Origin of the sequence: Paenibacillus oryzisoli (genome assembly GCF_050467285.1) — a bacterium.
Lineage (GTDB): Bacteria > Bacillota > Bacilli > Paenibacillales > NBRC-103111 > Paenibacillus_E > Paenibacillus_E oryzisoli_A.
Genome location: NZ_JBCMUN010000006.1, coordinates 270,253 through 294,543 on the forward strand (window position 1 = coordinate 270,253; position 24,291 = coordinate 294,543).

The following is a 24,291-nucleotide window of genomic DNA, read 5'->3' on the forward strand; positions in this document are numbered from 1 at the left end:
GCTGTGAACAAGGGGAGAGTATTTCTGGTCGGTGCGGGGCCCGGAGATCCGAAGCTGATTTCCGTTCGAGGGATGGAGGCAATTCAGCGGGCAGACGTGATCGTGTACGACCGTTTGGCGAATCCGCGGCTGCTTAAGCACCGCAGGCCGGAGGCCGAGCTGATTTTTGTCGGCAAGCTGCCGGATAAGCATATTCTGAAGCAGGAAGAAATCAGCCAATTGCTGCTGGATCTTGCGCAGCAGGGAAAAGTGGTCACACGCCTCAAAGGCGGCGATCCAAGCGTGTTCGGCCGCGTCGGCGAAGAGGCCGAGCTGCTTGCGGAGCATGGGGTTACGTTTGACATCATTCCAGGGATTACCTCTTCCATTGCGGTGCCGGCGTATGCGGGAATTCCCGTGACGCACCGCGATTTTACATCGTCCGTGGCGATCGTGACAGGGCATGAATATCCGAACAAGACGTACACTAGCCTGAATTGGGACCATCTGGCCAAAGCGATCGGCACGATGGTGTTCCTCATGGGCGTAGCGAATCTGGAGCAAATTTGCCGGGAGTTGATTCGCTGCGGCAAGCCGGCGGACATGCCAGTGGCGCTGGTGCGTTGGGGCACGTGGGCCGACCAGGCGACGATTACCGGGACGCTGGGGGACATTGTGGAAAAAGTTCGCGCCGCGGACTTTAAATCGCCGGCGGTTATCATCGTCGGTGAAGTCGTCAAGCTGCGTGAGAAGCTGGCTTGGGTGGAGAAGAAGCCGTTATTCGGTCGTCGGATTATGGTTACGCGTGCCAGAAGTCAGGCGAGCGAGCTCGTGGACTTGATCGACGACTTAGGCGGAGAGCCGGTCGAGTTCCCGGTCATTCGCATGCAGCCGCCAAGCAAGCCGGAGGCGGTTGCGGCGCTCGACGCTGCGCTGGCGCAATTGCCGGAGTTTGACTGGGTGATTTTGACCAGTGTTAACGGCGTCGAGTATTTCTTCCGCAGCCTGCGGGAGCGGGGCATCGATGTCAGGAAAATGAGCGGCGCCCGCATCGTGGCGGTCGGCCCGAAAACGGCCGAATCGCTCGCGGAGCGCGGCATTATCGCCGACGTGATTCCGGCGAAGTTTCAAGGCGAAGGCATTCTCGAGGCGCTGGAAGCCGAGCTGCGGGCCGGACAGAAGGTGCTGCTGCCGACGGCGGACCTCGCCCGCGATTATTTGCCTAAGCGGCTAGGCGAGTTGGGGCTTTCGGTGACGGAAGTCGACATCTACGAGAATGTTCTGACTGTCGATGATGGCGACGAGCTATTGCAGCTTTTGACAACCCAAAGCATTCATATCATTACTTTTACCAGTTCCTCAACCGTTACGAATTTGTTTGAAGCGCTGCGCCAGCTCGGGGTGGAAGAGCCGCTCACGCTGCTGCAAGGTGTTGAAATTGCTTGTATTGGTCCGAAAACGGCGGAAACAGCCGCCAAGGCTGGCCTGCCGATCACTTATATGGCCGAGGAAGCGACGGTCGCTTCGCTCGTGCACAGCATGATTCAAGGAGGCGGAAAGCATCATGAGTTTTCCAATCGTACGTAACCGCCGGCTGCGCGGCAATGCAGCTATTCGCAATCTCGTTCGCGAGAATCAAGTGACCGTGAACGATGTTGTGCAGCCGATTTTTGTCACCCACGGTACCAATGTTAAATCGGAGATCGCATCGATGCCTGGTGTGTACCACTGGTCGTTGGATCGTGTAAAGGAAGAATTGGACGAAATCGTAGGTCTTGGCATCCAAGCGATTCTACTGTTTGGTGTTCCTGATAGTAAAGATGCCAGAGGCACATCCGCTTATATGGATGAAGGTATCGTTCAGCAGGCTTGCCGCTACATCAAAGAGGTGTATCCGGAGCTGCAGATTATTGCCGACACCTGCCTGTGCCAGTTCACAGATACCGGCCATTGCGGCGTGATTCACCATCATCCGATTACCGGCGCTGCCGATGTGGCGAACGATCCTTCGCTAGAGTTGTTGGTTCGCACAGCGGTATCGCAGGCCAAGGCAGGCGCGGATATTATCGCACCGTCCAACATGATGGACGGCTATGTGCAAGCGATCCGTTCAGGACTTGACGAAGCCGGCTACGAGAATACGCCGATTATGGCGTACTCCGTGAAGTATGCGTCCGCCTACTACGGTCCATTCCGTGACGCAGCCCACTCGACGCCGCAATTCGGCGATCGCAAAACGTATCAAATGGACCCGGCCAACTCCCGGGAAGCACTGCGCGAAGCGGAAACCGATGTGATCGAGGGCGCGGATTTCCTCATGGTGAAACCGGCGCTGGCGTATATGGATATTCTTCGCATGCTGAAAGACAACTTCGATCTGCCACTGGTGGCGTATAACGTCAGCGCGGAGTATTCAATGGTGAAAGCAGCGGCAGCGAACGGCTGGCTGAACGAAGAAGCCATCGTCATGGAGACGATGACGGGCTTCAAGCGTGCGGGGGCCGACATTATTTTGACATATTTCGCCAAAGACATTGCCCGTTACCTGCAAAAATAATAGGCATGAGAACCATTCGAGCGTCTGCTGTCGGGCTGCTTCCTTTGTGGAGCAGAGCGAACGTGCTGGCAGAGCCGGGTGGTTCTTTTGTCATACATTTGTCGCATTAGCGAAGCTTACCTCGGTTGTGAGAGCCGAATAATTAGGGCATAATGGATGAGAATAGGAACGGACGATCAGAGGATGGTGTTTGAGCCGATGAGCTACAACGATAATTTTATCAAAGCGTGCCGCAAGGAGCAGGTCGATACGCTGCCTGTGTGGTACATGCGTCAAGCGGGACGTTATGACCCGGATTACCGCAAAATCAAAGAGAAATACTCGCTGCTCGAAATTTGCCGTCAGCCTGAGCTGGCTGTGGAAGTGACGATGATGCCGGTCAAGAAGCTCGGTGTCGATGCGGCGATTTTGTATTCCGATATTATGAATCCGGTTGCTTCGCTGGGCGTTGATTTCGATATTGTCAAAGATATTGGTCCGGTGATTCATACGCCGGTGCGGACGGCGGAAGATGTGGCCAAACTGCGGCCTATCAATGTAGAGCAGGATCTGTCGCACATTATTGAGACGATTCGCATTCTTGATCGGGAGCTGGAGGTGCCGCTTATTTCATTTGCGGGCGCGCCGTTTACGATTGCGAGCTATTTGATTGAGGGCAAGCCGTCCAAGAGCTACATCCGTACGAAGCAAATGATGTACTCGGAGCCTGCGGTCTGGTTTGCGCTCATGGACAAACTCGGCGATATGGTCATTACTTATCTCCGCTCGCATATTGCGGCAGGGGCGAAAGCGGTGCAGGTGTTCGACAGTTGGGTCGGCGCGTTGTCGCCGGCGGATTTTGACGTGTATGTGCGGCCAACGATGATGCGGATTTTCGAAGGCTTGGCGGATTTGAAGGAGCCGAAAATTTATTTCCCAGGCGTCAGCTCCGGTGAGCTGTTGCCGTACTTGAAAGGCATTCAGGCCGACGTGATCGGGCTGGATTGGCGCGTGCCGATCAACATAGGCCGTGAACGTCTGGATCACCGATATGCGGTGCAGGGGAACCTTGATCCTTACCTTTTGACGGCGCCGATGTCGGTCATTGAGAATCAGGCGAAAGCGATCATGGATGAAGGGATGCAGCGTCCGGGCTATATTTTCAACCTGGGCCATGGGTTGTTCCCGGAAGCTTCACTGGAGAAGTTAAAAGAATTGACTGCGTTCATCCATTCGTACTCCCATTCGATATTATCCCAGCAAGCAGAAAAGAGTGGTGTTTAACATGTCCAAACAACGGATTGGCGTACTCGTCATGTCGTACGGAACGCCGGAGAGCCTAGATCAAGTTGAAGCGTACTATACCCACATCCGCCGGGGGCATCCGCCGACAGCGGAGCAACTGCATGAGCTGACGAGCCGGTATGAGGCGATTGTGGGCGGCTTTTTCCCGCTGCGCGAGAACACGAATAAGCAAGTGCAAGGCCTGGAGGCGACGCTTCGCCAGGAGCATCCCGAGGTTGAATTCGTCTGCTATCAAGGCTTGAAGCATGCTCACCCTTATATTGAAGACGGCGTGGAGCAGATGGTGAAGGACGGGATTCAGGAAGCCGTCGGTGTCGTGTTGGCGCCTCATTATTCGGTGATGAGCGTTGGCGGTTACGTGAAGAGAGCGCAGGATAAAGCGGACGAGTTGGGGCTTAAAATTTCCTTCGTTCGGGACTATCACCTGCACGAAAAGCTGATCGATGCGCTGCAAACGCGCGTAGAGAACGCACTCGGCAAGTTCGAGGGCAATCGCGACGAGGTGCGGGTCATGTTCACGGCGCACAGCTTGCCTGCAAAAATTTTAGAGATGAAAGATCCGTATCCCGATCAACTGCAGGCAACTTCGAAGGCGATTGCGGATCGCGTCGGCATTACGAACTGGCAGTTCGGCTGGCAAAGCGCCGGGCAGACGGCCACACCGTGGCTGGGACCGGACATCTTGGATGTGATGCAGACGGTTGTGAAGGCTGGTCGTTCGCCTAACGGCGAACTGCTCGCCCATGCATCCCGGGAAGAAGCTGTGCGTAAAATTTTGCTGTGCCCGATCGGTTTCGTGTCGGATCATCTGGAAGTGCTGTATGACATCGACATTGAAGCGCAGGCACTCGCGAAGGAGCTAGGCATTCAGCTCGAACGGACGGAATCGCTGAATACGGACCCGCTTTACATGGAAACGCTGAGCGACGTGGTCTATAAGAAGTGGCAAGAGACGAAATTGGCGAATCCGTCATGAGTCCACACATTCCTCACTATATGGTGATTGGCGGCGGAATTACGGGACTTAGCGCTGCATTTTATTTGCAAAAGCGACTGGAGGCGGAAGGTGCACCCTTCCGTATTTCCGTTGTAGAGAAGTCGGAGAAGCTGGGCGGCAAAATTCATACGCTGGAGCGAGACGGCTTTGTGATAGAAAAAGGGCCGGATTCGTTTCTCGCCCGGAAGAAGCCGATTATTAATCTGGCGCATGAGCTGGGTCTCGAAGGCGAATTGACTGCGACGAATCCGAAAGCGAAGAAAACGTTCATCGTGCGCCAAGGGAAGCTGCATCCGATGCCGCCGGGTCTCGTGCTCGGCATTCCGACGCAGTGGACGCCGTTTATGAAGACGGGGCTGATCTCACCGCTTGGCAAGCTGCGCGCTGCGATGGATTTCGTGTTGCCAAAGCGCAAGGAGCAGACCGACGAGTCTTTGGGGCACTTTCTGGAGCGCCGCTTGGGGACAGAAGTGTTGGAGCGCGTCGTGGAGCCACTGCTCGCCGGCATTTATGCCGGAGACACGTTCAAGCTGAGCTTGAAGTCGACGTTTCCGCAGTTTGGCGCGATGGAGCAAAAGCATCGGAGCGTCATACTCGGGATGATGGCAAGCCGTAAAAACGTGCCGGAGGAAAGCGCGCATTTGCCGCAGGCGGTGAGGCACTCGGTTTTTGTGACGTTCAAACGGGGCTTGAAAACGATTGTGGAAGGTTTGGAGACCGCGCTGCGCGCTGGCGGGGCGGAGCTTCGAACAGGCGTGGGCGTGACGAAAGTGACGGCTGCGGGGGATGGGTCGGCCGCTTTTGGCGGGCCAGCGAAGGTGCTATTTGAGGACGGACACGAGGAAATCGTGGATGGTCTGATCGTGACGACGCAGACGTATCAGGCGGCCAAGTTGCTGGAGGAACTGCCGATTGCGGAGGTGCTGCGGAACATCGATTATATTTCCGTTGCCAACGTCATCATGGCGTTCGACCGGAAAGATATTCCATTCGAGCTGGACGCTTCCGGCTTCTTGGTGCCGCGCAGCGAAGGCTTTGCTATTACGGCCTGCACACTGACGTCCGCCAAATGGCTGCATACGGCGCCTGACGGCAAAGTGGTGCTGCGCTGCTACATCGGCCGCGCAGGCGAGCAGGACTGGCCGGCGTTGTCCGACGACGAGCTTGTGGCGCTCGCCCGCAGGGATATTCGCAAGTTGCTGGGCATCGAGGCTTCGCCGCTGTTCAGCGAAGTGACGCGGCTCATGCACTCTATGCCGCAATACCCAGTCGGCCATCTGGAGAAGCTTGCGGAGTTTCGCGCGAAGCTCGCGGCTGCGATGCCGCGTGTCTGGGTGACCGGAGCGGGCTTCCATGGCGTCGGACTGCCGGATTGCATCCGGCAGGGCAAGGAAGCGGCGAATGCGCTGGTTGACCGCATAGGCGTCTCTGCCGAGGTAGGTTCGGCCAAGGAAACGGTCAGCGCCGGCCTATGAGCGAAGCTTGGCGAGGTCGAGCTTGAAGTCTGAAGGGGAGAGGGTTAGAATTTTTTTCTCCTCCAGATCGCGGATGACCTGCATCAAGGTTGTTTTCTGAACAGATGCCAGTTGGGAGATTTCATCAAAGTTCAGTACGAGCTTAATGGTGATGATGCTGCCATTGCGCAGACCGTGTTTGTTCGCCATGGTGATCAGGCTTTTGATCACGCGCGTGCGGGCGTCCAGAAAGGTGAGATCGTAGACTTGCTGGTTCGTATCGCGCAGGCGATGGCTCAGTTCTTGCATGATGCCTAGTGAAATGTCAAAATGCGTGCGCAGCAGATCGAGAAAGCTTTGTCCTGTGATTGCGAGGAGCGTGCAGTCTTCCAGCGTCTGTGCGGAAGCGGAGCGCGGCTTCCCGTCGATGAGCGACAGTTCGCCGAAGCTTTCGCCGGCTTTGCAGATTGACAAAATTTTCTCTTCGCCGGAGGATCCGGTTGTATAAATTTTGACGGAACCGCTGAGCACCATGTAGAAGACGGAGCCGATTTCTTTTTCGGAGAAAAGAACGGTGCCGGCTTTAAAGCTGCGTCTGGTGCAAATCGCCGTCACAGCGTCCAACTGCGCATCGTTTAGTTGGGCGAATAGAGGCACTTTTCGAATAAGATCCAGCATCTGATATGTACCGCCTTTACAGGTATGATTTCAACTCATTTTATCATAAGATCACAAATTTGGGGGCTATTTCATGGAAAATTCGAGCAGAATCGACACGCGCTCTTCGGCGGCATTTCAAGAAGCCAAGAAGCTGATCCCAGGCGGTGTGAACAGTCCTGTCCGCGCCTTCAAATCGGTCGGGCTTACGCCAATGTTTATGGAGAAAGGCGAAGGCTCGCGCGTGACGGACATCGACGGCAATACGTTTATCGATTATGTGGGCTCCTGGGGACCGTTAATCGTCGGTCATACTCATCCGGTCGTGCTGGAAGCGATCAAAGCGACTGCGGAAAAAGGGACCTCCTTCGGAGCGCCGACGCTTCTGGAAACGGAAATGGCGCAGCTGGTCATTGAGCGCGTGCCGTCGATCGAGATGGTGCGGATGGTAAACTCCGGCACCGAGGCGACGATGAGTGCGCTGCGTTTGGCACGCGGATACACGAAGCGCGATAAAATTCTGAAGTTCGAAGGCAGCTACCACGGGCATGCGGATTCGCTGCTTATTAAAGCAGGATCCGGCGTGGCGACGCTTGGTTTGCCGGACAGCCCGGGCGTGCCGAGCAGCGTGGCGACGAATACGCTGACGGTGCCGTATAACGACCTGGCTTCCGTTCAGTATGTATTTGAAAAATTCGGCGAGGAGATCGCCGCGATTATTGTAGAGCCGGTAGCAGGCAATATGGGCGTTGTTCCGCCGAAGCCTGGCTTCCTGGAAGGGCTGCGCGAGGTTACGATGCGTTACGGTGCTTTGCTCATCTTTGACGAGGTGATGACCGGCTTCCGCGTGCACAAAAACTGTGCGCAAGGCCGTTTCGGCATTACACCTGATTTGACGTGCCTCGGCAAAGTCATTGGCGGCGGACTCCCGGTGGGCGCGTACGGCGGCAAGCTGGAGATCATGTCGCAGATGGCGCCGGCCGGCCCGATTTATCAAGCAGGCACGCTTTCCGGCAATCCGCTGGCGATGGCAGCGGGCATTGCGACGCTGAAGCTGCTCGGCGAGCCGAACGTGTACGAGGAGCTGGAGCGCAAGTCGGCGCGCATTGAAGAAGGCTTCACCGCCAATGCGCGGGAAGTTGGCATCGCGTGCACGATCAATCGCGTCGGCTCGATGATCTGCCCGTTCTTCACGGAGCAGGCGGTCACGGACTACGAGAGCGCGAAAACATCCGATTTGGCGCGTTTCAACGCCTATTTCGGCCACTTGCTGAACCTCGGTGTATCTGTGGCGCCTTCGCAGTTTGAAGGCATGTTCGTCTCCACGGCGCACTCGAATGAGGACATTGCGCAAACGATCGCCGCGCACCGCGAGGCGTTGAAGCGGTTGTAGTTGGCGAACTTGGCCCGCAAAGAGAAATGAACTGGAGAGCTTCCAGTTCATTTTTTTGTTTTCACGCTTTGTCTTAGCACGCAGTGTGGGGGCAACTTGTTGGAACGGTGGCAGGGTAGTCGTGGGTAGAGTAGCTTGCTGCGGGGAACGGGAAGGTATTCGGACTGGGCATCAAACCTGCAATAAAGCAGGAATTTTTCTCTTTCCCTTGCTGATTCGATGAATGCCTGCAAAATCGCAGGCATTTGGGACGAGCCCCCCTCTTTTGGAGCGAGTTTGGCCTAAAAAATTGCCTTATCGCAGGCATTTTGCTAAAAGCGCCATGTTGGTGGGAAATGCCTGCTTATTTGCAGGAATCCGACTAACCTCATCGACTAGCAACTAAGCGAGTAATTTGCCCAACCTCCGGGGAGGTAACGGGCAGTCCTCGCCCCATCTTCTCGAGCAAGCCCGGTTCCTTGCTCGGGCAGCACCAAAAGAGCCCTCATCTTCTACAAAGGAAGATGAGGGCTCTCATATTAATTCGGCTTCGTCGTCGACGTCGGAGCCGTTGATGTTTGCGTGGTCGGAGCTGTGCTGCTGCCCGTGCTGTTTGTCGGCGTCGGCTTCGTCGTCGCCGTACCGCCCGTGGCGCCGCCTGCTGCGCCTCCGGTGCCTGGGGCACCGCCGCTAGGCGTCGGTGTTGGCGTGGCGCTAGGCTTCACCGTCACGCCGCCTCCGGCAGGCGGGCTGCTTGTTGCACCGCCGCCCGGCTGTGTCGTCGGGTTCGGACTTGTCGAACCCGCAGGTCCCGCGGAGCCGGTTGGGGAGCTTCCCGGCTTCGTCGACGTGCCCGGCTTCACAGAGCCGGAAGGCACGGTTGATTCCTTTTCGTCGTCGGCTTTCTCCGTAGACTTCGGCGTGGGTGTTGCCGTCGGCTTCGGTGTTGGCGTCGCTTTGCCTTGCTTAGCTTTCAGCTCAGCTTGCTCACGCAAATAATCTGGATGGTCATACGCACCGCCTGGATCGATATGCGTCAAGCCTTCCCAGACGTTCTTCACTTCAACTTGATCCGGGTGATCGAACACGAGGAACGCGGACGGTAAGCGGCGCTCGCCGTAACGGCTCGAAGGGCTCGTGATCAAATCGTCGTTGTACACCATCTCGGACGAAGCGCCGCCGTCCAGGAAGCCTGCGTTGATAACGCCGTCCTCCAGGAAGATGTCCTGCACTTCTTTCAGCGTCGCGCCGACGCTGGACGTTTGACGGCCGTCGATAACGATGAAAATGACGGTTCCGTCCGCTTTTTGACCGATCGCGGTCCGCGGTGCGCGGCCCCAACCGCCGTCGCCGCTGGTAATCAATCCCTTACCATTTGCGATAACCCGAGGATAGAAGGAAACGGCTTCCGTCACGCCGAGTTTCAACAGCTCATCGATGGAGTACTTTCCGATAATGAGCGTGCCTTCCTTGGTGAAACCGACGATTTGCTGCGGAATGCTGCCTTCTTGGTCGGTATACAAAATGTTGCCGCCGGACATAATAACCCCAATAGGGGCAAAACCGTTGCCCAATCCGTCCGGATCGTTAAAGCCCCCGCCGTTAATGCCGGCGACCGCTCCCGTACGCTGCACCATGGACGTAATCCGTTCGCCTTCCCCTTGCTTGGCGGGAACGACTACACGGATCGTGCGCGGATCGTAGACGTACATTTTTTTACCTTTCCAGAATTGTCCGGAAATATCCTCGACCCGCACCAAGCTTTCGATCGAGCGGTTCGTATTAAATTGCACGGCCCCCAGATCCTGCTTTTCAACAGAGTTGACCTCGGTCAAATTTTGAACCTCCGCTACCATTTCATCTCTGCGTTTGGCCCCGACAAAAATCCAGGCCCAATCCCGATGCTGAGTTGTGATAACCGTCTGCGCTAAATATTCGCGGATATAGGTCCCTGGCGGTGTCAGAAATAAAAAACTCGAAATTAAAAATATGCAAATGGCGATGACGAGAAAAATTCGTTTCAGCCAGCTATAGCCTCTGAAATGATTTGCAATTGAAGTAACCACAATAACTCCTCTCCTAAACTTGTGTTTACGAATATAGTAGAATTTGTCGAAAAAATAGTACAAGATTCATAATATCATATTTTTACATGCAAATGATAATGGTAATTGTTAAAATAACGTGTAAACAACGCTTATTCGCCACGAATTTGTGAAAAAGGAGCTGCCATTCTATGAAACGCTACTATTTTTTTGATTTTCCGGTCGACCTGATGGCGGTCGTGCTTGGTTTTCTGCTGCTTCTAGCCGCAATCTACTTCATATCCCGCCGAGGGACGCGCCCATGATCGCCTGGACGAGAAACGGGGAATGGCTCGAGCTGCCGCTGCCCAGCAGCGGGTGGAAAGCGCTGAAGCCTGGCGCTGTAGACGAGCTTGCCGCGATGCTTCCGGTACCGCGCAAATATTTTCTAAGATTGGCGTCCAAGGGGTTGGTTCGCGCCGAGGGCGACCACATTCGTATTCAGGCATTCCCCCGAGAATCGGCTAACGTCCCACCTGAGCCGGCGAAGCTCGATATCGTTTTCGAGGACGATTTTTGCCTTGTGATCAATAAGCCTGCTGGTATGTCGGTTCATCCTGCGGAAGCGGGGCAGAAGGGGACGCTGGCTGCTGCCGTCGCCCATTATTATATGGAAACGGGGCAGGCGTGCGCGATCCGGCATATTCATCGTCTAGATCAAGATACGACCGGAGCGATTCTTTATGCCAAAAACGAATGGGCGCATGTCCTATTAGATGAACATCTCCGGGAGAGGCGCATTCATCGCACGTATGAAGCGATCGCAGCGGGCCGCTTCAAGAGCGCGCAGGGACGCATCGATGCGCCGATCGGCAAAGATCGGCATACGGCAGGACGCCGCGTCATGTCGCCGAAAGGCGAGCAGGCGGTTACGCATTACCGCGTGCTGAAGCAATTTCCCAAAGCCGCGCTCGTCGAGCTGGAGCTGGAAACAGGGCGCACGCACCAGATCCGCGTGCATCTCAGCCATTTGGGCCATCCGTTGTACGGCGATACCTTGTATGGCGGCTCTTCGCGCGATTTTCACAGGCAGGCGCTTCATGCGAAGCAGCTTTCTTTTCCACACCCGCTCACCGAAGACACGATTGTTGCCAGTGCACCCTGCCCGCAGGATTTCAAGCAATTGCTAGATGGACTCTCGCACTCCTAAAAAATGTAGTCATGCCTGAACACTCCCTCCCATATACTCTAGAGACAAACAAGTCTATCACCCAATAATCCGGGGGCATGCTTTCTCGGCCGGATTGACGGAAGGGAGGATTCATTCGGTGTTTGAACAACCGCAACCAGGGCTCAGATTCGATATTTACGAGCGCGTTCATTTGCAGGAAAACGTAGCGGCCATACAAGAGCTGAACGAGGTTGAGCTGCTGCCGCATATTCAGGTCTTGACGCTGGATGATCAAGCGATTCTGAAAGGTAACTTGCTGCTCACCGGCTCCTATACCAGTGAAGACGGCGAGTCGACGCGAACGCTTGAGCATCTGATTCCCGTTGAAATTTCGCTGCCGCTAAGCAGGGTTCATCGTGTGGAAGACATCCAAGTGGATATCGAGAATTTTGACATCGATCTGTTGTCTTCGCGAAGCTTGAATGTGACCGGCGTACTGTCCCTGCAAGGGATCGAAATTATTTCGGCTCCGCAGGAAAGCTGGCGGGAGGAAGAAGAGGTTACCTTCGTGCACCAAATCGACGCTCCGCGTTCCGAGCCCGTTGCGCCTTACGGGCAAGCGCCGGCGGTGGAGCCGGAAACAGATCAGGTTCCCGAGCCAGCTCTAGAACCTGCGCCAATCGCCGAGGAACCGCCAGTAGCGCCGATGCCGCAAATGCAGCCGGTAGAACCGGTGCAGCCCATTCCGCAGGTACAGCCTGCGGCCCCTGAGCCCGTCTACACATCGCCGATCACGGCATCTCCTGCACCTGCCGCGACGTATGCGCCAGAAGTTCAAGGGAGCGACTCCTTCGGCGTCGACGTGGAACAAATCGAATTGAAGGTGACGCCACATGCTGACAGCACGGTTGTTACGGAGGAGAAAAAGGAGCTTAAAGTTGCCTTTGGCAAAAAGGCCTCGGAAGCTAAGGATGTTAACCCCTACGGCATCAAGTCGTTACTCTCAAAGGCAGGCTCGTATCTTTCCGATAAGCGGGATCCGGAAGCTGAAGCGAAAGCGGCTCTTGCGGACGAAGCGCGGATTGACGCTGTAGAGTGGACACGGCTTTTCCTTAACCGTCGTGCCGAATCTGAAGAGTTCCGCAAAGTCAAAATGTGCATTGTGCAAAAAGAAGATACGCTGGAAACGATCGCGAAGCGCTATGAGATTACGACGCGCGAGCTTCAGCTCATGAATCGTCTGGGCGACAACGAGATCACCGCCGGTCAAGTCATTTATTTGCCGAAGTAATAGTTGGCTTACATAACCTTGAGAGACTGCGAGGAAGTAACGTATCGTTAATTTCCTCGCAGCTCTATAGAACCTCGGGCTGTTTTGCGGCTGGGGGTTCTTTGTTGTCAGCGGACAGCAGAGCCTTTTATTTTTGGACGGTTCAGGGATACGAAAGGTTTATTTTTGCATGGACAGGCCCGCTTACGTATACAATCCGCACTTTTCCCCAATACTAGGACGTAAACATCAGGAACTGGGCGTACATATATTGACTATGTAACAAATGTTCGTTATCATATAGTGTAATACATTTTGAGTCCAACATATGGAATTGCAAGGATAGGGAGTAGTAGACGGCAATAGCCTTCAGAGAGTGGAGCTGCAACGCTGAGAGGTTCCACAGGATTCATCCGTTCGAAGTCGCCCTGGAGCAGTGAATGTGAGTGAGAGGCCCGAATTAGGAAGGCGCTCAGTAGCATTGACCGGTTACAGCCGTTATCTGTTTGAGTGTCATGTTCAGGTTGCACCATGTGCGCTGACATGAAATGAAGGTGGTACCACGGAAGCTATACCTTTCGTCCTTTTCGGGCGAGAGGTTTTTTTGTGCAATTTTCAGCTAATTTCTATCGATCTATGGAGGTTTTCACAATGACCGAGACCAAGCTACAAACCGAAATGCCGACAACGTATGATCCGAAAGAGGCGGAACGCAAATGGTATGCCTATTGGATCGAAAATGAGTTTTTCAAAGCGGGCAACCGCCCGGATGCGGAAACGTACACCATTGTAATCCCGCCTCCGAACGTAACGGGGATGCTCCATATCGGGCATGCGCTCGATTTTACGCTGCAGGATATTCTCATCCGTACCAAACGGATGCAAGGCTATGACACGTTGTGGCTGCCGGGCTCCGACCATGCAGGCATCGCGACGCAGACTCGTGTCGAGCAAAAACTGCGTGAGCACGGCCAAACGCGCTACGACCTCGGTCGTGAGAAATTCCTGGAAAAAGTATGGGAATGGAAAGAGATGTACGCCGAGACGATCCGTGAGCAATGGGCGAAAATGGGCTTCTCTTTGGACTACTCCCGTGAGCGTTTTACGCTGGACGAGGGGTTGTCCCAAGCGGTGCGCGAAGTGTTCGTTTCCCTCTATGAAAAAGGTTTGATCTATCGCGGCAACTATATTATTAACTGGGATCCGGCGGCGCGCACAGCGCTTTCGGACATCGAAGTTGAGTACAAAGAAGTGCAGGGTGCGCTGTATCACTTGAAATATGAGACAACGGACGGCTCAGGTTCCATCGTCGTAGCGACGACGCGTCCGGAAACGATGCTTGGCGATACGGCGGTTGCGGTTCATCCGGAGGATGAGCGCTACAAGCACCTGATCGGCAAAAAGCTGCTGCTTCCGATTGTCAATCGGGAAATCCCGGTTATCGCGGATGAGTATGTAGAAAAAGAGTTCGGAAGCGGCGCAGTGAAAATTACGCCTGCCCACGATCCGAACGACTTTGAAGTCGGCAAACGCCACGATCTGCCGCAAATTCTGGTGATGGACGAAACCGGCACCATGAACGCGAACGCGGGTCCTTACAAAGGCCAGGACCGGTTTGAATGCCGCAAGCAAATCGTTGCCGATCTGAAAGAGCAAGGCGTTCTGCTTAAAATCGAAGAGCATGTGCACCAAGTGGGCCACAGCGAGCGCAGCGGCGCGGTTATTGAGCCGTATCTGTCTACTCAGTGGTTCGTCAAAATGCAGCCGCTTGCGGACCAAGCGATTCGCACGCAAAAAGAAGGCAAAGGCGTCAACTTCGTACCGGACCGTTTTGAGAGAACGTATTTGAACTGGATCGAAAATGTACGTGACTGGTGTATTTCCCGTCAGCTCTGGTGGGGCCACCGGATTCCGGCTTGGCATTGCGCGGATTGCGGTCATACTACCGTATCTCGCGAGGATGCGACGGCTTGCTCTTCCTGCCAAAGCACGAACCTGAGCCAGGACAACGACGTGCTGGATACGTGGTTCAGCTCGGCACTCTGGCCGTTCTCCACATTAGGCTGGCCGAATGAGACCGAGGATATGAAGCGTTTTTACCCGACGAATGTGCTTGTCACGGGGTATGACATTATTTACTTCTGGGTTGCGCGGATGATTTTCCAAGCACTTGAGTTTACAGGGCAAATTCCGTTCAAAGACGTGCTGATGCACGGTCTCGTTCGGGACAGCGAAGGCCGCAAAATGTCCAAATCGCTCGGCAACGGCGTTGATCCGCTCGAAGTGATCGAGAAGTACGGCGCGGATGCGATGCGCTACATGATTTCCACAAGCAGCACGCCAGGGCTTGACTTGCGCTTCCGTTGGGAGCGGGTTGAGCAGGCGCGGAATTTTGCCAACAAGATCTGGAACGCTTCGCGCTTCGCCCTGATGAACCTGGAAGGCGTAACGGCTGCGGACATCGACCTGTCCGGCCCGCTCGGAACGGCTGACCGCTGGATTCTGCACCGTCTAAACGAAACCGTTCGCGATGTGACTCGCTTGATCGACAGCTATGAGTTCGGCGAAACCGGCCGTCTGCTGTATAACTTCATCTGGGATGATCTGTGCGACTGGTACATCGAGTTCAGCAAGCTGAGCTTGTATGGCGCAGATCCTGCAGCGAAAAAGCAAGCGCAATCCGTGCTCGCTTACGTGCTGGATCAAACGCAGCGCCTGATTCACCCGTTCATGCCGTTTATTTCGGAAGAAATCTGGCAGCATCTGCCGCATGTCGGCTACACGATTACGCTGGCGGCATGGCCGACAGAGAACGCGGCGTTCGAAGCGCCTGACGCGGTTCGCGAGATGGAGCTGCTGATGGAAGCGATCCGTGCGGTTCGGAACATTCGCGCCGAAGTGAACGTGCCGATGAGCAAGAAGATCGAGCTGCTACTGAAGCCGGCAAGCGCTGAAACCGAGAGCATTCTGCGCAGCAACGAAGAATACCTCAAACGCTTCTGCAACACGTCGCTGCTGCAAATTGACGCTGCCCTTGCCGCGCCGGATAAAGCGATGACGGCGATTATCACCGGCACGGAGCTGTACCTGCCGCTGGCAGGTCTGATCGATATCGCGCAGGAGCTTGCACGTCTGGAGAAAGAGCTGCAGACGCTGCACGGCGAAGTCGAGCGTATTGAGAAGAAGCTGTCGAACCAAGGGTTCGTGGCGAAGGCGCCGGCCAAAGTCATCGACGAAGAGAAGGCGAAGCTGGCAGATTATGCCGACAAGCGGGATAAAGTGATTGCACGATTAGCGGAGTTACGGGGATAATTCGAGCAAAATGTACGATTGTCTAGGTACGCTTACGAGACAATTCATATAGTAAATGAGGATGAGACTATGGAAGCAACGACTAACAAGCCTATAGGAGAGTTCCAGACGGCGCAGGAAGCGATCGATTGGATCGTCGGACGCATGGAGAAGCTCGGCATGAAGCCGGGCCTCCAGCGCATGGAACTGCTTATGGAGAAGCTCGGCAACCCTGAGCGCAGACTCAAATTCATTCATGTAGCGGGAACCAACGGCAAGGGCTCGACGTGCGCGTATCTGGCTTCGGTGCTGCAGGCGTGCGGCTACGATGTCGGCACGTTCACATCGCCTTACTTGGTGCGCTATACGAACCGGATGCAAGTCAACGGCGAGGACATTCCAGACGATGTGCTGCTGCGGTTAGTGAACGATCTTAAGCCGGTCGTAGACGAAGTGGCGGAGACGGAACTCGGCGCTCCGACCATGTTTGAAATCTCCACGGCGCTGGCGATTTTGTATTTCGGCAAAGTGGCTTATCCTGATTATGTCGTGTGGGAAACGGGACTCGGCGGAAGACTCGACAGCACCAACATTGTGAATCCGATCGCCACGATCATTACGAACGTCGGCCACGATCACATGGATATTCTCGGAGATACGCTTGAGCAGGTAGCCGCGGAGAAAGCCGGTATTATCAAAGCGGGCGTTCCCGTCATTACGGCGGTCGAACCACGAGAGATTTGGCAAGTGATTGAAGCGAAAGCGAAGGAAAAGAAAGCGACACTGTACACGCTTGGCGATCAATTTTCTTTATCACGCGTGGAAAGCCAGTTGGACCGGCAGTCGTTCCAGTTTAGCGGCCCGTTCCGCCACATTCCGAATGTGACCATTGGGTTGAACGGCGAACATCAGCTCAAGAACGCTGCTGTTGCGTTAATGACGCTGGAAGTGCTGCGTCAATACTACGCTTGCATCGTGGATGATGAAGATTTGTACCGCGGATTCGAAGCCACACGTTGGCCGGGCCGTCTGGAAATGGTATCGCAGGAGCCGCGTATTCTCATCGACGGGGCGCATAATCCCGAAGGCGCAGCGACGCTGGCCGCAGCTTTGCAGAATGTATACAGCTATCGCAAGCTGCACATGATGATCGGAATGCTGGCGACCAAGAATCATACAGGCTACTTAAGGCATATACTACCATTGGTGGATACCCTTATTTTTACAGAAGCGAATTTTCATAAAAAAGGCGATGCCGCCATGCTCGCAGACCTCGCACGGGAGCTTCTCCGAGAGATAGACCGTGATGTGGACATTGTGATCGAGCGGGATTGGAAGCAAGCATTGCACGTATTGACAAGCAGAACTGAGCAGGATGATCTGGCGGTCGTATCCGGCACGCTGTATTTAATCTCTGATGTTCGTTCTTGGATAACCTATCAAACCGATTCTGACAAAGGATGGTGAGAACGGCGTGAATCAAGCACAACACGTACATTTTATTGGAATCGGCGGATACGGCATGAGTGCCATTGCCAAAGTCATGCTGGAAATGGGCTATCGCATTTCCGGTTCGGATCTTGCTCAGCAGGAGCTGACGGAAAAGCTGAAAGCCAAAGGCGCGCAAGTATTTATCGGTCATGAGGCAAACAATGTTTCAGGTGCCGATCTGGTCGTTTACTCGACGGCGCTGGCCAAAGATAATGTGGAGATTCAGCAAGCCGAGCAGCTTAATATCCCGATCATTCACCGCTCGCAGATGCTTGCAAGGCTGATGAACGAGCGTAAAGGCATTGCGGTTGCGGGTGCGCACGGCAAAACGACGACCTCTTCCATGATTGCTCTGGTGATGGAGCTGAGCGGACTCGACCCGACTTATATTATCGGCGGCGAGATTATGAACGTCGGCAGCAATGCCAAAGCCGGCAAAGGGGACTACGTTGTCGCGGAGGCGGACGAGAGTGACGGTACGTTCCTGCAATACCACCCGACGCTCGCGCTTGTGAACAACATTGAAGCGGATCATCTGGAAAACTATAACGGCGACTTTGAAAATTTGAAAAAAGCCTACCGGCAGTTTCTCAGCCAAGTCCGGCCAGATGGCAAGGCGATTGTCTGCGGCGACGATGCGTTCTTGCGTGAAATGATTCCGCAGATTCAAAGCGAAGTCATCACGTACGGCATTGAAGCTGACGCGGATTATGTAGCCACCGGCATTACGCTGGGTGATCGCAAAGTGACGTTCGATGTGCAGCATCAAGGTGAGCATCTCGGAAAAATCAGCTTATCGGTTCCCGGTAAGCATAATGTATACAATGCGCTCGCGACACTGATCACGTGTCTGCAAGCCGGTCTTTCGTTTGAGGCGGTAGCGAAGGCGATTCAAGAATTCCGCGGCGCAAAGCGCAGATTTCAAGTGTTGGGTGAAGTGCAGGATATTCTGGTGATCGATGACTATGCCCACCACCCGACGGAAATTCAAGCGACGATTTCCGCGGCCAAAGCGACAGGCAAGCGAATTATCGCGGTATTCCAGCCGCAGCGCTATACGCGGACCTATTATTTGTTCGATCAATTCAGCCGTTCCTTTGCGGAAGCGGATGAAGTGATCATAACCGATATTTACTCGCCGGCGGGCGAGAAGCGCATTGAAGGCGTGGATTCCGCCAAGCTGGTCGAGCTGATTCGCAGCAACAGCAACAGCCGCGTGCAGCATATCCCTTCGCGGGAAGAGGTTCAAAGCTACTTGTTCACACATGTACAGCCTGGCGACCTCGTGCTCACAATGGGTGCGGGCGATATTTGGAAGGCGGCCGACGGCCTGGCCAAAGAACTGCGCAAGAAATACGAAGCGGAGCAATAAAACGAAGACTGCTGGAAAGCCATTAGGCTGGAGGCGGTCTTTTTTTCATGGAAGGAAACATATTCATGCCTCAACTCTCATACTCTAGTAACAGAAGATTTGGACAAGATGAAGGGCAGCGCGTCCCTGATCCCAATACAGGCTGTGAGGAGTGTGTGGATAGCATGAGCAAAGCGAGAATTACGTATCGATTCGATCCGAAAGAAAGAGCGGAATCCGAGCGGAGAGCGACCAGAGTGCAGCAAGCGGAGGAAACGGTCATTCCTCTCTATCAAGAAGAGTTTCAAGTGATAGAAACGCAGCGAGAAGAGGAGCAGCAGCGCGTCACGCCTTACCAGCAGGCGGAGCGGGAGCAGGTGGAAAGCTTGTTTGAATCGCATGCGCTGAATACGTTTACGACCGACTTCGGCAGCTGGAACAGCCCGTTCGAGACGGAGGGCGAGCGTGTCGAGCGCATCATTCGCGATTCGCAGCAAGCGCGGGAAAGCGGATATAAGGAAGCGCCGCGTTCGCCTCTGTCACCTGTATCGCAGTACGATCATCCTCAGCCGCCGTCCTCGCCGCCGCATGATTATCCAAGGCAGCCGCATCCGACCAGAATGGATCACCCGGAACGAACAAGCCCTTATGAGCCGATGGAGCACGATTGGCGCGCGCGTGAGCCGTATTCCGAGCCTGGTCCCGGCATTCGTTATACCAAATCGTCCGGAACACCGTGGTTCCGAATTGCGACTTCTGTTGCGGGGGCAGTTGTAACCGGCATTGCTTTTGGCTTTTTCGTACTTTCCATGTTCTCCTCCGATCGGGAAGTTCCGGGCGGCGTTACCATCACGAACACCGTCACTTCGCCGGCGCCGAGCGTACAAGCAGGTGCGAAGCCGACGGGAGATGCAGCGGCGGCTACCGCTACATCGGCCCTGCCGTCTACGGCCGTGCAAATACCGGCTAAATCGTATACCTTCCTGCAAAACGGCGTATTCAGTTCGCTTCAAGGCGCGAAGGCGCTGCAGGACACGATGAGCAAGAAAGGGCTGGCCACGGCGCTTGATACTTCGGACAAAATGACAGTGTTCGTCGGCTTCGGCAAGTCGCGTGATGACGCGAACGTTCTGAAGCAGCAAGTTCAGGCTGCCGATAAGTCGATTGAAGTCTATTTGAAAAATGTCGATTTTCCGGCGATGACGAGCATTCGTTGGTCCGGCGCGAAGCCGGAATCCGTGCCGAGCTTTATCGCGGAAGGCGATAAGCTGGTGAATACGATTTCGGGGCTGACAGTCGTGCACCTCGCCGAAACGACGCCGACGGCCATCGGCGATGATTCAATGAAGACGATCCGCACGTCGCATCAGAATCTCATCACGATGTCCGCTGCGCTCGGCGATGGGGATGAACCGGACGCCAAGTCGTCCATTCAAAAGATGACGACCGCCATGAACAGTGCCGTACAATCCCTGGAGGAGTACAAGAAAGCTCCTTCGCAAGCGATGCTCTGGCAAGCGCAGTCCTCGCTTATGCAGTACATTCTCGCGGAAAAAGCACTGCTGAGCTTGATCGGATCATAATAAAAGCAGCAAGCTGGGGCACGCGTATAGTGCCGGGCTTGCTGCTTTTTGTTATTGCAGGCTTTTGCTTTCTGGGGCTATCGATCCACCTGCAAGAGCGTAATACCGCCACCGCACTTACTTCGTCATATACCGATCAATCATAGCGGCGATCTCCGCACGGGTCATCGTCTGCTCCGGATAAAACTCCGTATCGGAGTAGCCGTTGATAATGCCTTTGCTTTTCAACACATAGATCGCCGGTGCGCTCCATAATGTCGCGGGCACGTCCGTAAAGTCGGCGCTCTTCGGCGCCGCCACCGCCGGCTTCTTGCCTGCCGATGCCGTCAGCAGGCGTTCGAACAAATACGCGACCTCGCCGCGCGTAATCGCCTGATTCGGACGGATCGTGCCGTCCGGGTACCCTTGCAGCAAGTTCAGCTTGCTGGCTTTGGTGAACACCGCGCTCGCCCAGTGCGTCGCGGGCAAATCTTTAAAGCTTAGCGCGGGCGCGGGCTGGCAAGCGCCGCCGTAGACGCTTCCGGTCACGCTGCCGCTGTTCGCACAGGAGGCCGGAAGGGAGTCGAGCTTGAACACGCGGTCCATCAGCGTGAGGAATTCGGCGCGCGTCAGCGCGCGGTCCGGTTCGTATCGGTTGCCGCCGATGCCGTCGATGACGCCCTTGCCTTTCATGCGCAGTACGGCGTCACGGGACCAGTGGTCGAGCAGGTCGGTGAACACCGGCGGCGCGTAGGCGCTGATGCCGTCCGCGATGCCCGAGGCCATCCGCTGGCGAACAGCGTCGTCGGCGAGCAGCGCGGCGTCGCTTTTATTTGAGAGAAACGCCGTTTCGACGAGGATGCTCGGGATTTCACCCATGCGCGCGACGTAAACGGCGCTCGGCACAAGCCCGAGATCCTTGGTGCCTGCGGCGTTCACCAGGCTGTCCAATACTTTTTGCGCCAAATCTTTGCTGTAAGGCGTGAGCTTCTCCATCGCAGCGCTCGCGGGGTAATCCTCTTGTGGATAGGCATTATCATAGTAAAGCACCATCGAACCCTTAGCGCTCGAGCCCGGATTGGCGTTGGCATGAATGGAAACGAAGAAATCCGCTTTTTGCTCGGTAGTGTATTGCACACGCTCAGCGAGGGACCAGAAGGTATCGTCGGTTCGCGTTAGATCAACTTCATAGCCGCGGTCGAGCAAAGCTTGTTTTAATTTTAGTGTAATGTCCAGGTTGACGTCTTTCTCCTTCAGACCATTGACGCCGACCGCTCCGGAATCGTAGCCGCCGTGGCCGGCATCCAGCACGACTTTGTAAGCGAATGCAGATTGGGGAAAAAGGACGGTCAGCAGAACCATAGAAAGCAGGATCGTAGATCGAAAATTCATGATGAGATACCTCCGGTATTTATCTTACTAGGAACGGGCGGCGCTGTAAGCAGGTAAGAAACGGCAGCGCGCGTTTTTGGGCATGGAAAAAAGAGGTGGCTGCCCGTATAATAGGCTTGTACATAATAGAGAGGATGGCAGCAATGAAAAAAGGCACGATTACGTTAATCATTTTTCTTATCGTTGGATTAATTACCGGCATCATTGTCGGGCAATTGCTGGCCTCGGTGCCTGCGCTGTCGTTTCTCACGAAGTCGGTTCCAATTACTTGGCAGCCCAAAGCCGATCTGCAAGTCATCAAGTATGATATTGATCTGATGATCCGACTGAATCTTTGCAGCATCCTGGGGCTCGTCGGCGGGTTCTTCCTCTATCGAAAACTATAATGATATTTCGACATTTATCTCGGGATTTTTTAGACAAAATTTGCAAATCAGGAGTTGTTTTACGGTGACTAACAAACTTATCTTAGCCTCCTCTTCCCCGCGGAGACAGGAGCTTATCCAATCTTTCGGCCTTCCTTATATCATTCGTGTCAGCGACGCGGATGAGACCGTCGCGCAAAAAATGTCGCCTGGGCAGTTCGTTGAGACGCTTTCGCTGCGCAAAGCCGCCACAGTTCGAGAGATGCTGACGCTTGAGGAAAAAAACGGCGTCATCATCGGCTCCGACACGATCGTTGTGCTTAACGATGAAATTTTGGGGAAGCCGGTTGATGAGCAAGATGCACACCGTATGCTGAAGGCGCTGCAGGGGAACACGCATCAGGTGTACAGCGGCGTTGCTTGCGTCGACGCGGCAACGGGGAGACACGTCGTTTCCCATTCTATGACGCATGTGCGGATGAAGCCGATGGCAGACGAGCAGATCTATCGTTACATTGCGACTGGCGAGCCGCGGGACAAGGCGGGGTCGTACGCGATTCAAGGGATCGGAGCGACGATCGTCAGCGGCATCGAAGGGGATTATTTTACCGTTGTAGGCTTGCCGTTAGCACTTCTTAGCGACATGCTGCTAGAGTTCGAGATTGCCGTTCTGTGACGATTGTGCGGATTTGACACCAATCCTTTGAGGGTGCATTGACTGTCCTATCTGTAACGGGTACAATGACAGTAAGCGACATGACAACACATCTCAGGGAGGTGCATTCCCTTGAATAGTGAATTTACAATAGCGGTTCACAGTCTTGTTTTATTGGCCCATTTACCTGACCATATGGCAACAAGCGAGGAAATTGCGGCGAACGTTTCCACGCACTCGGCGAGAATCCGCAAAGTGATGGGATTTCTGAGGAAAGCCGGCTATGTGTCCACGAAAGAAGGCATCGGCGGCGGTTTTATTCTCAGTTGCAAGCCGGAGGACGTAACGTTAGGCGAGATTTACCGGCTCACTTGTCAAGGCACACTCAAGCCTAATTGGTGTTCCGGCGACGCTTCCAAGCCTTGCGTGGTTTCGTCCAAAATGGATAAATTGATGGGAAAAGTTTTCTGCGATGCCGAGAAGCAGATGGAGCAGTATTTCGATCGCTTGACGATCGGCGGCATGCTGGATCAGCTAAAACATTTGGATTGCTCGAAAGAATCGCAACAACTGCATACGGAAACGTCGTCCTAGAAGCCCTCGGATCTTATTGTCCGGGGGTTTTTGCGCAATTATAGGGACTTTTACATATGAATGGGATGCCGCAAAGTAACACAATCTACGTAGGGAAGAAGGGGAAACATGGAAGCTTTGCAACCTATGCTTCGGGAGGTACCGGCTGAAGATCGGCCGAGGGAACGAATGCTTAATTATGGCGCCGGGGCGCTCAGCCACGCCGAACTGTTGGCGATTCTGCTGCGGACGGGGACGGTATCGGAGTCTGCGATTCATTTGGCGAATCGCGTGCTGAGCGAATGCGGCGGCCTGCGTGGGCTCGTTGATATGAGCCGCGATCAGCTGACGCAGATCCGCGGCATCGGGGATGCCAAGGCACTGCAAATTCAAGCCGGCATCGAGCTTGGTCGCCGTTTGGCGAGGAGCACGTTTGACGTGCGGCCGACGATCCGGTCGCCGAAAGACATAGCCGAGTTCATGAGGGAGGACATGCGGTATCTGCAAAAGGAGCATTTTGTTTGTCTGTTTTTGAATACCAAAAACCAGATTTTGGCGAAGGAGACGCTGTCCATGGGAAGCTTGAACGCTTCTATCGTGCATCCGCGGGAGGTGTTTAGGGCGGCTATCAAGTGCAGCTCCGCGTCGATTGTATGCGTACATAATCACCCGAGCGGAGATCCGACACCGAGTCCGGAAGACGTTAACCTGACTGCGCGGTTAGTGGAGGCGGGCAGCATTATTGGTATTGACGTGTTGGATCATGTTATCATTGGAGATCAGCGATACATTAGTTTGAAGGAACAGGGACTAATGTAATATAATAGTACTCGCTATAGGAAAGGA

General features: G+C 54.6%; 19 protein-coding genes and 1 other annotated feature. Of the genes, 16 read left to right on the forward strand and 3 right to left on the reverse strand.

What is annotated here, in order from left to right:
• Positions 1 to 3: 3 nt before the first annotated feature.
• From cobA to hemG, 5 genes are all read left to right on the forward strand, one after another.
• Positions 4 to 1,566 (forward strand): uroporphyrinogen-III C-methyltransferase, encoded by a 1,563-nt coding sequence (cobA, locus tag ABE504_RS10120; RefSeq protein WP_430087766.1) that lies wholly within the window; start codon positions 4 to 6, stop codon positions 1,564 to 1,566.
• Positions 1,544 to 2,536 (forward strand): porphobilinogen synthase, encoded by a 993-nt coding sequence (gene hemB / locus ABE504_RS10125; protein ID WP_430087768.1) that lies wholly within the window; start codon positions 1,544 to 1,546, stop codon positions 2,534 to 2,536. The genes cobA and hemB overlap by 23 nt, the downstream gene beginning before the upstream one ends.
• Before the next feature lie 198 nt (positions 2,537 to 2,734).
• Entirely contained in the window at positions 2,735 to 3,799 is a 1,065-nt protein-coding gene (gene hemE / locus ABE504_RS10130; protein WP_430088676.1) for a uroporphyrinogen decarboxylase, read from the forward strand.
• A 1-nt stretch (position 3,800) separates the two neighbouring features.
• Positions 3,801 to 4,796, forward strand: coding sequence for a ferrochelatase (gene hemH, locus ABE504_RS10135; protein ID WP_430087770.1), 996 nt, complete (start codon positions 3,801 to 3,803; stop codon positions 4,794 to 4,796).
• On the forward strand, positions 4,793 to 6,292 hold the full coding sequence (gene hemG, locus ABE504_RS10140; RefSeq protein WP_430088678.1) for a protoporphyrinogen oxidase: 1,500 nt from the start codon (positions 4,793 to 4,795) through the stop codon (positions 6,290 to 6,292). The genes hemH and hemG overlap by 4 nt, the downstream gene beginning before the upstream one ends.
• Here hemG and ABE504_RS10145 read toward each other — a convergent pair.
• Positions 6,287 to 6,949: a Crp/Fnr family transcriptional regulator gene (locus ABE504_RS10145; RefSeq protein WP_430087772.1), complete on the reverse strand. Its 663-nt coding sequence runs from the start codon at positions 6,947 to 6,949 to the stop codon at positions 6,287 to 6,289. The two genes, hemG and ABE504_RS10145, sit on opposite strands and share 6 nt — an antisense overlap.
• Before the next feature lie 73 nt (positions 6,950 to 7,022).
• Between ABE504_RS10145 and hemL the strand changes: the two genes are divergently transcribed.
• Positions 7,023 to 8,321 (forward strand): glutamate-1-semialdehyde 2,1-aminomutase, encoded by a 1,299-nt coding sequence (hemL, locus tag ABE504_RS10150; protein WP_430087774.1) that lies wholly within the window; start codon positions 7,023 to 7,025, stop codon positions 8,319 to 8,321.
• 518 nt (positions 8,322 to 8,839) lie between these two features.
• Here hemL and ABE504_RS10155 read toward each other — a convergent pair.
• Entirely contained in the window at positions 8,840 to 10,366 is a 1,527-nt protein-coding gene (locus tag ABE504_RS10155) for a phosphodiester glycosidase family protein (RefSeq protein ID WP_430087776.1), read from the reverse strand.
• A 280-nt stretch (positions 10,367 to 10,646) separates the two neighbouring features.
• On the opposite strand from ABE504_RS10155, the gene ABE504_RS10160 reads away from it, so the two are divergent.
• The 6 genes from ABE504_RS10160 to ABE504_RS10185 all read left to right on the forward strand — a co-directional run bounded on the left by ABE504_RS10160 (position 10,647) and on the right by ABE504_RS10185 (position 20,481).
• Positions 10,647 to 11,534, forward strand: a complete 888-nt coding sequence (locus tag ABE504_RS10160; protein ID WP_430087778.1) for an RluA family pseudouridine synthase — start codon at positions 10,647 to 10,649, stop codon at positions 11,532 to 11,534.
• A gap of 118 nt (positions 11,535 to 11,652) precedes the next feature.
• Entirely contained in the window at positions 11,653 to 12,786 is a 1,134-nt protein-coding gene (locus tag ABE504_RS10165) for a LysM peptidoglycan-binding domain-containing protein (protein WP_430087780.1), read from the forward strand.
• 309 nt (positions 12,787 to 13,095) lie between these two features.
• Positions 13,096 to 13,354 (forward strand) — a binding site (T-box leader).
• A 62-nt stretch (positions 13,355 to 13,416) separates the two neighbouring features.
• Positions 13,417 to 16,077, forward strand: a complete 2,661-nt coding sequence (locus tag ABE504_RS10170) for a valine--tRNA ligase (protein ID WP_430087782.1) — start codon at positions 13,417 to 13,419, stop codon at positions 16,075 to 16,077.
• A 69-nt stretch (positions 16,078 to 16,146) separates the two neighbouring features.
• Positions 16,147 to 17,523 carry a bifunctional folylpolyglutamate synthase/dihydrofolate synthase gene (locus ABE504_RS10175; protein ID WP_430087784.1) on the forward strand — a complete coding sequence of 459 codons (1,377 nt, stop codon included), beginning with the start codon at positions 16,147 to 16,149 and terminating at the stop codon, positions 17,521 to 17,523.
• A 7-nt stretch (positions 17,524 to 17,530) separates the two neighbouring features.
• Entirely contained in the window at positions 17,531 to 18,919 is a 1,389-nt protein-coding gene (murC, locus tag ABE504_RS10180) for a UDP-N-acetylmuramate--L-alanine ligase (protein WP_430087786.1), read from the forward strand.
• 164 nt (positions 18,920 to 19,083) lie between these two features.
• Complete coding sequence (locus ABE504_RS10185) at positions 19,084 to 20,481, forward strand: SPOR domain-containing protein (RefSeq protein WP_430087787.1); 1,398 nt, start codon at positions 19,084 to 19,086, stop codon at positions 20,479 to 20,481.
• A 117-nt stretch (positions 20,482 to 20,598) separates the two neighbouring features.
• Here ABE504_RS10185 and ABE504_RS10190 read toward each other — a convergent pair whose 3' ends face one another.
• Complete coding sequence (locus ABE504_RS10190) at positions 20,599 to 21,852, reverse strand: N-acetylmuramoyl-L-alanine amidase (RefSeq protein WP_430087789.1); 1,254 nt, start codon at positions 21,850 to 21,852, stop codon at positions 20,599 to 20,601.
• Positions 21,853 to 21,995: 143 nt separating this feature from the next.
• Between ABE504_RS10190 and ABE504_RS10195 the strand changes: the two genes are divergently transcribed.
• From ABE504_RS10195 to radC, 4 genes are all read left to right on the forward strand, one after another.
• Positions 21,996 to 22,238, forward strand: a complete 243-nt coding sequence (locus ABE504_RS10195; protein WP_430087791.1) for a DUF4321 domain-containing protein — start codon at positions 21,996 to 21,998, stop codon at positions 22,236 to 22,238.
• 64 nt (positions 22,239 to 22,302) lie between these two features.
• Positions 22,303 to 22,893: a Maf family protein gene (locus tag ABE504_RS10200; protein WP_430087793.1), complete on the forward strand. Its 591-nt coding sequence runs from the start codon at positions 22,303 to 22,305 to the stop codon at positions 22,891 to 22,893.
• 111 nt (positions 22,894 to 23,004) lie between these two features.
• Positions 23,005 to 23,466 carry an RrF2 family transcriptional regulator gene (locus ABE504_RS10205; RefSeq protein WP_430087795.1) on the forward strand — a complete coding sequence of 154 codons (462 nt, stop codon included), beginning with the start codon at positions 23,005 to 23,007 and terminating at the stop codon, positions 23,464 to 23,466.
• Positions 23,467 to 23,574: 108 nt separating this feature from the next.
• Complete coding sequence (gene radC / locus ABE504_RS10210; protein WP_126142917.1) at positions 23,575 to 24,264, forward strand: RadC family protein; 690 nt, start codon at positions 23,575 to 23,577, stop codon at positions 24,262 to 24,264.
• Positions 24,265 to 24,291 lie beyond the last annotated feature (27 nt).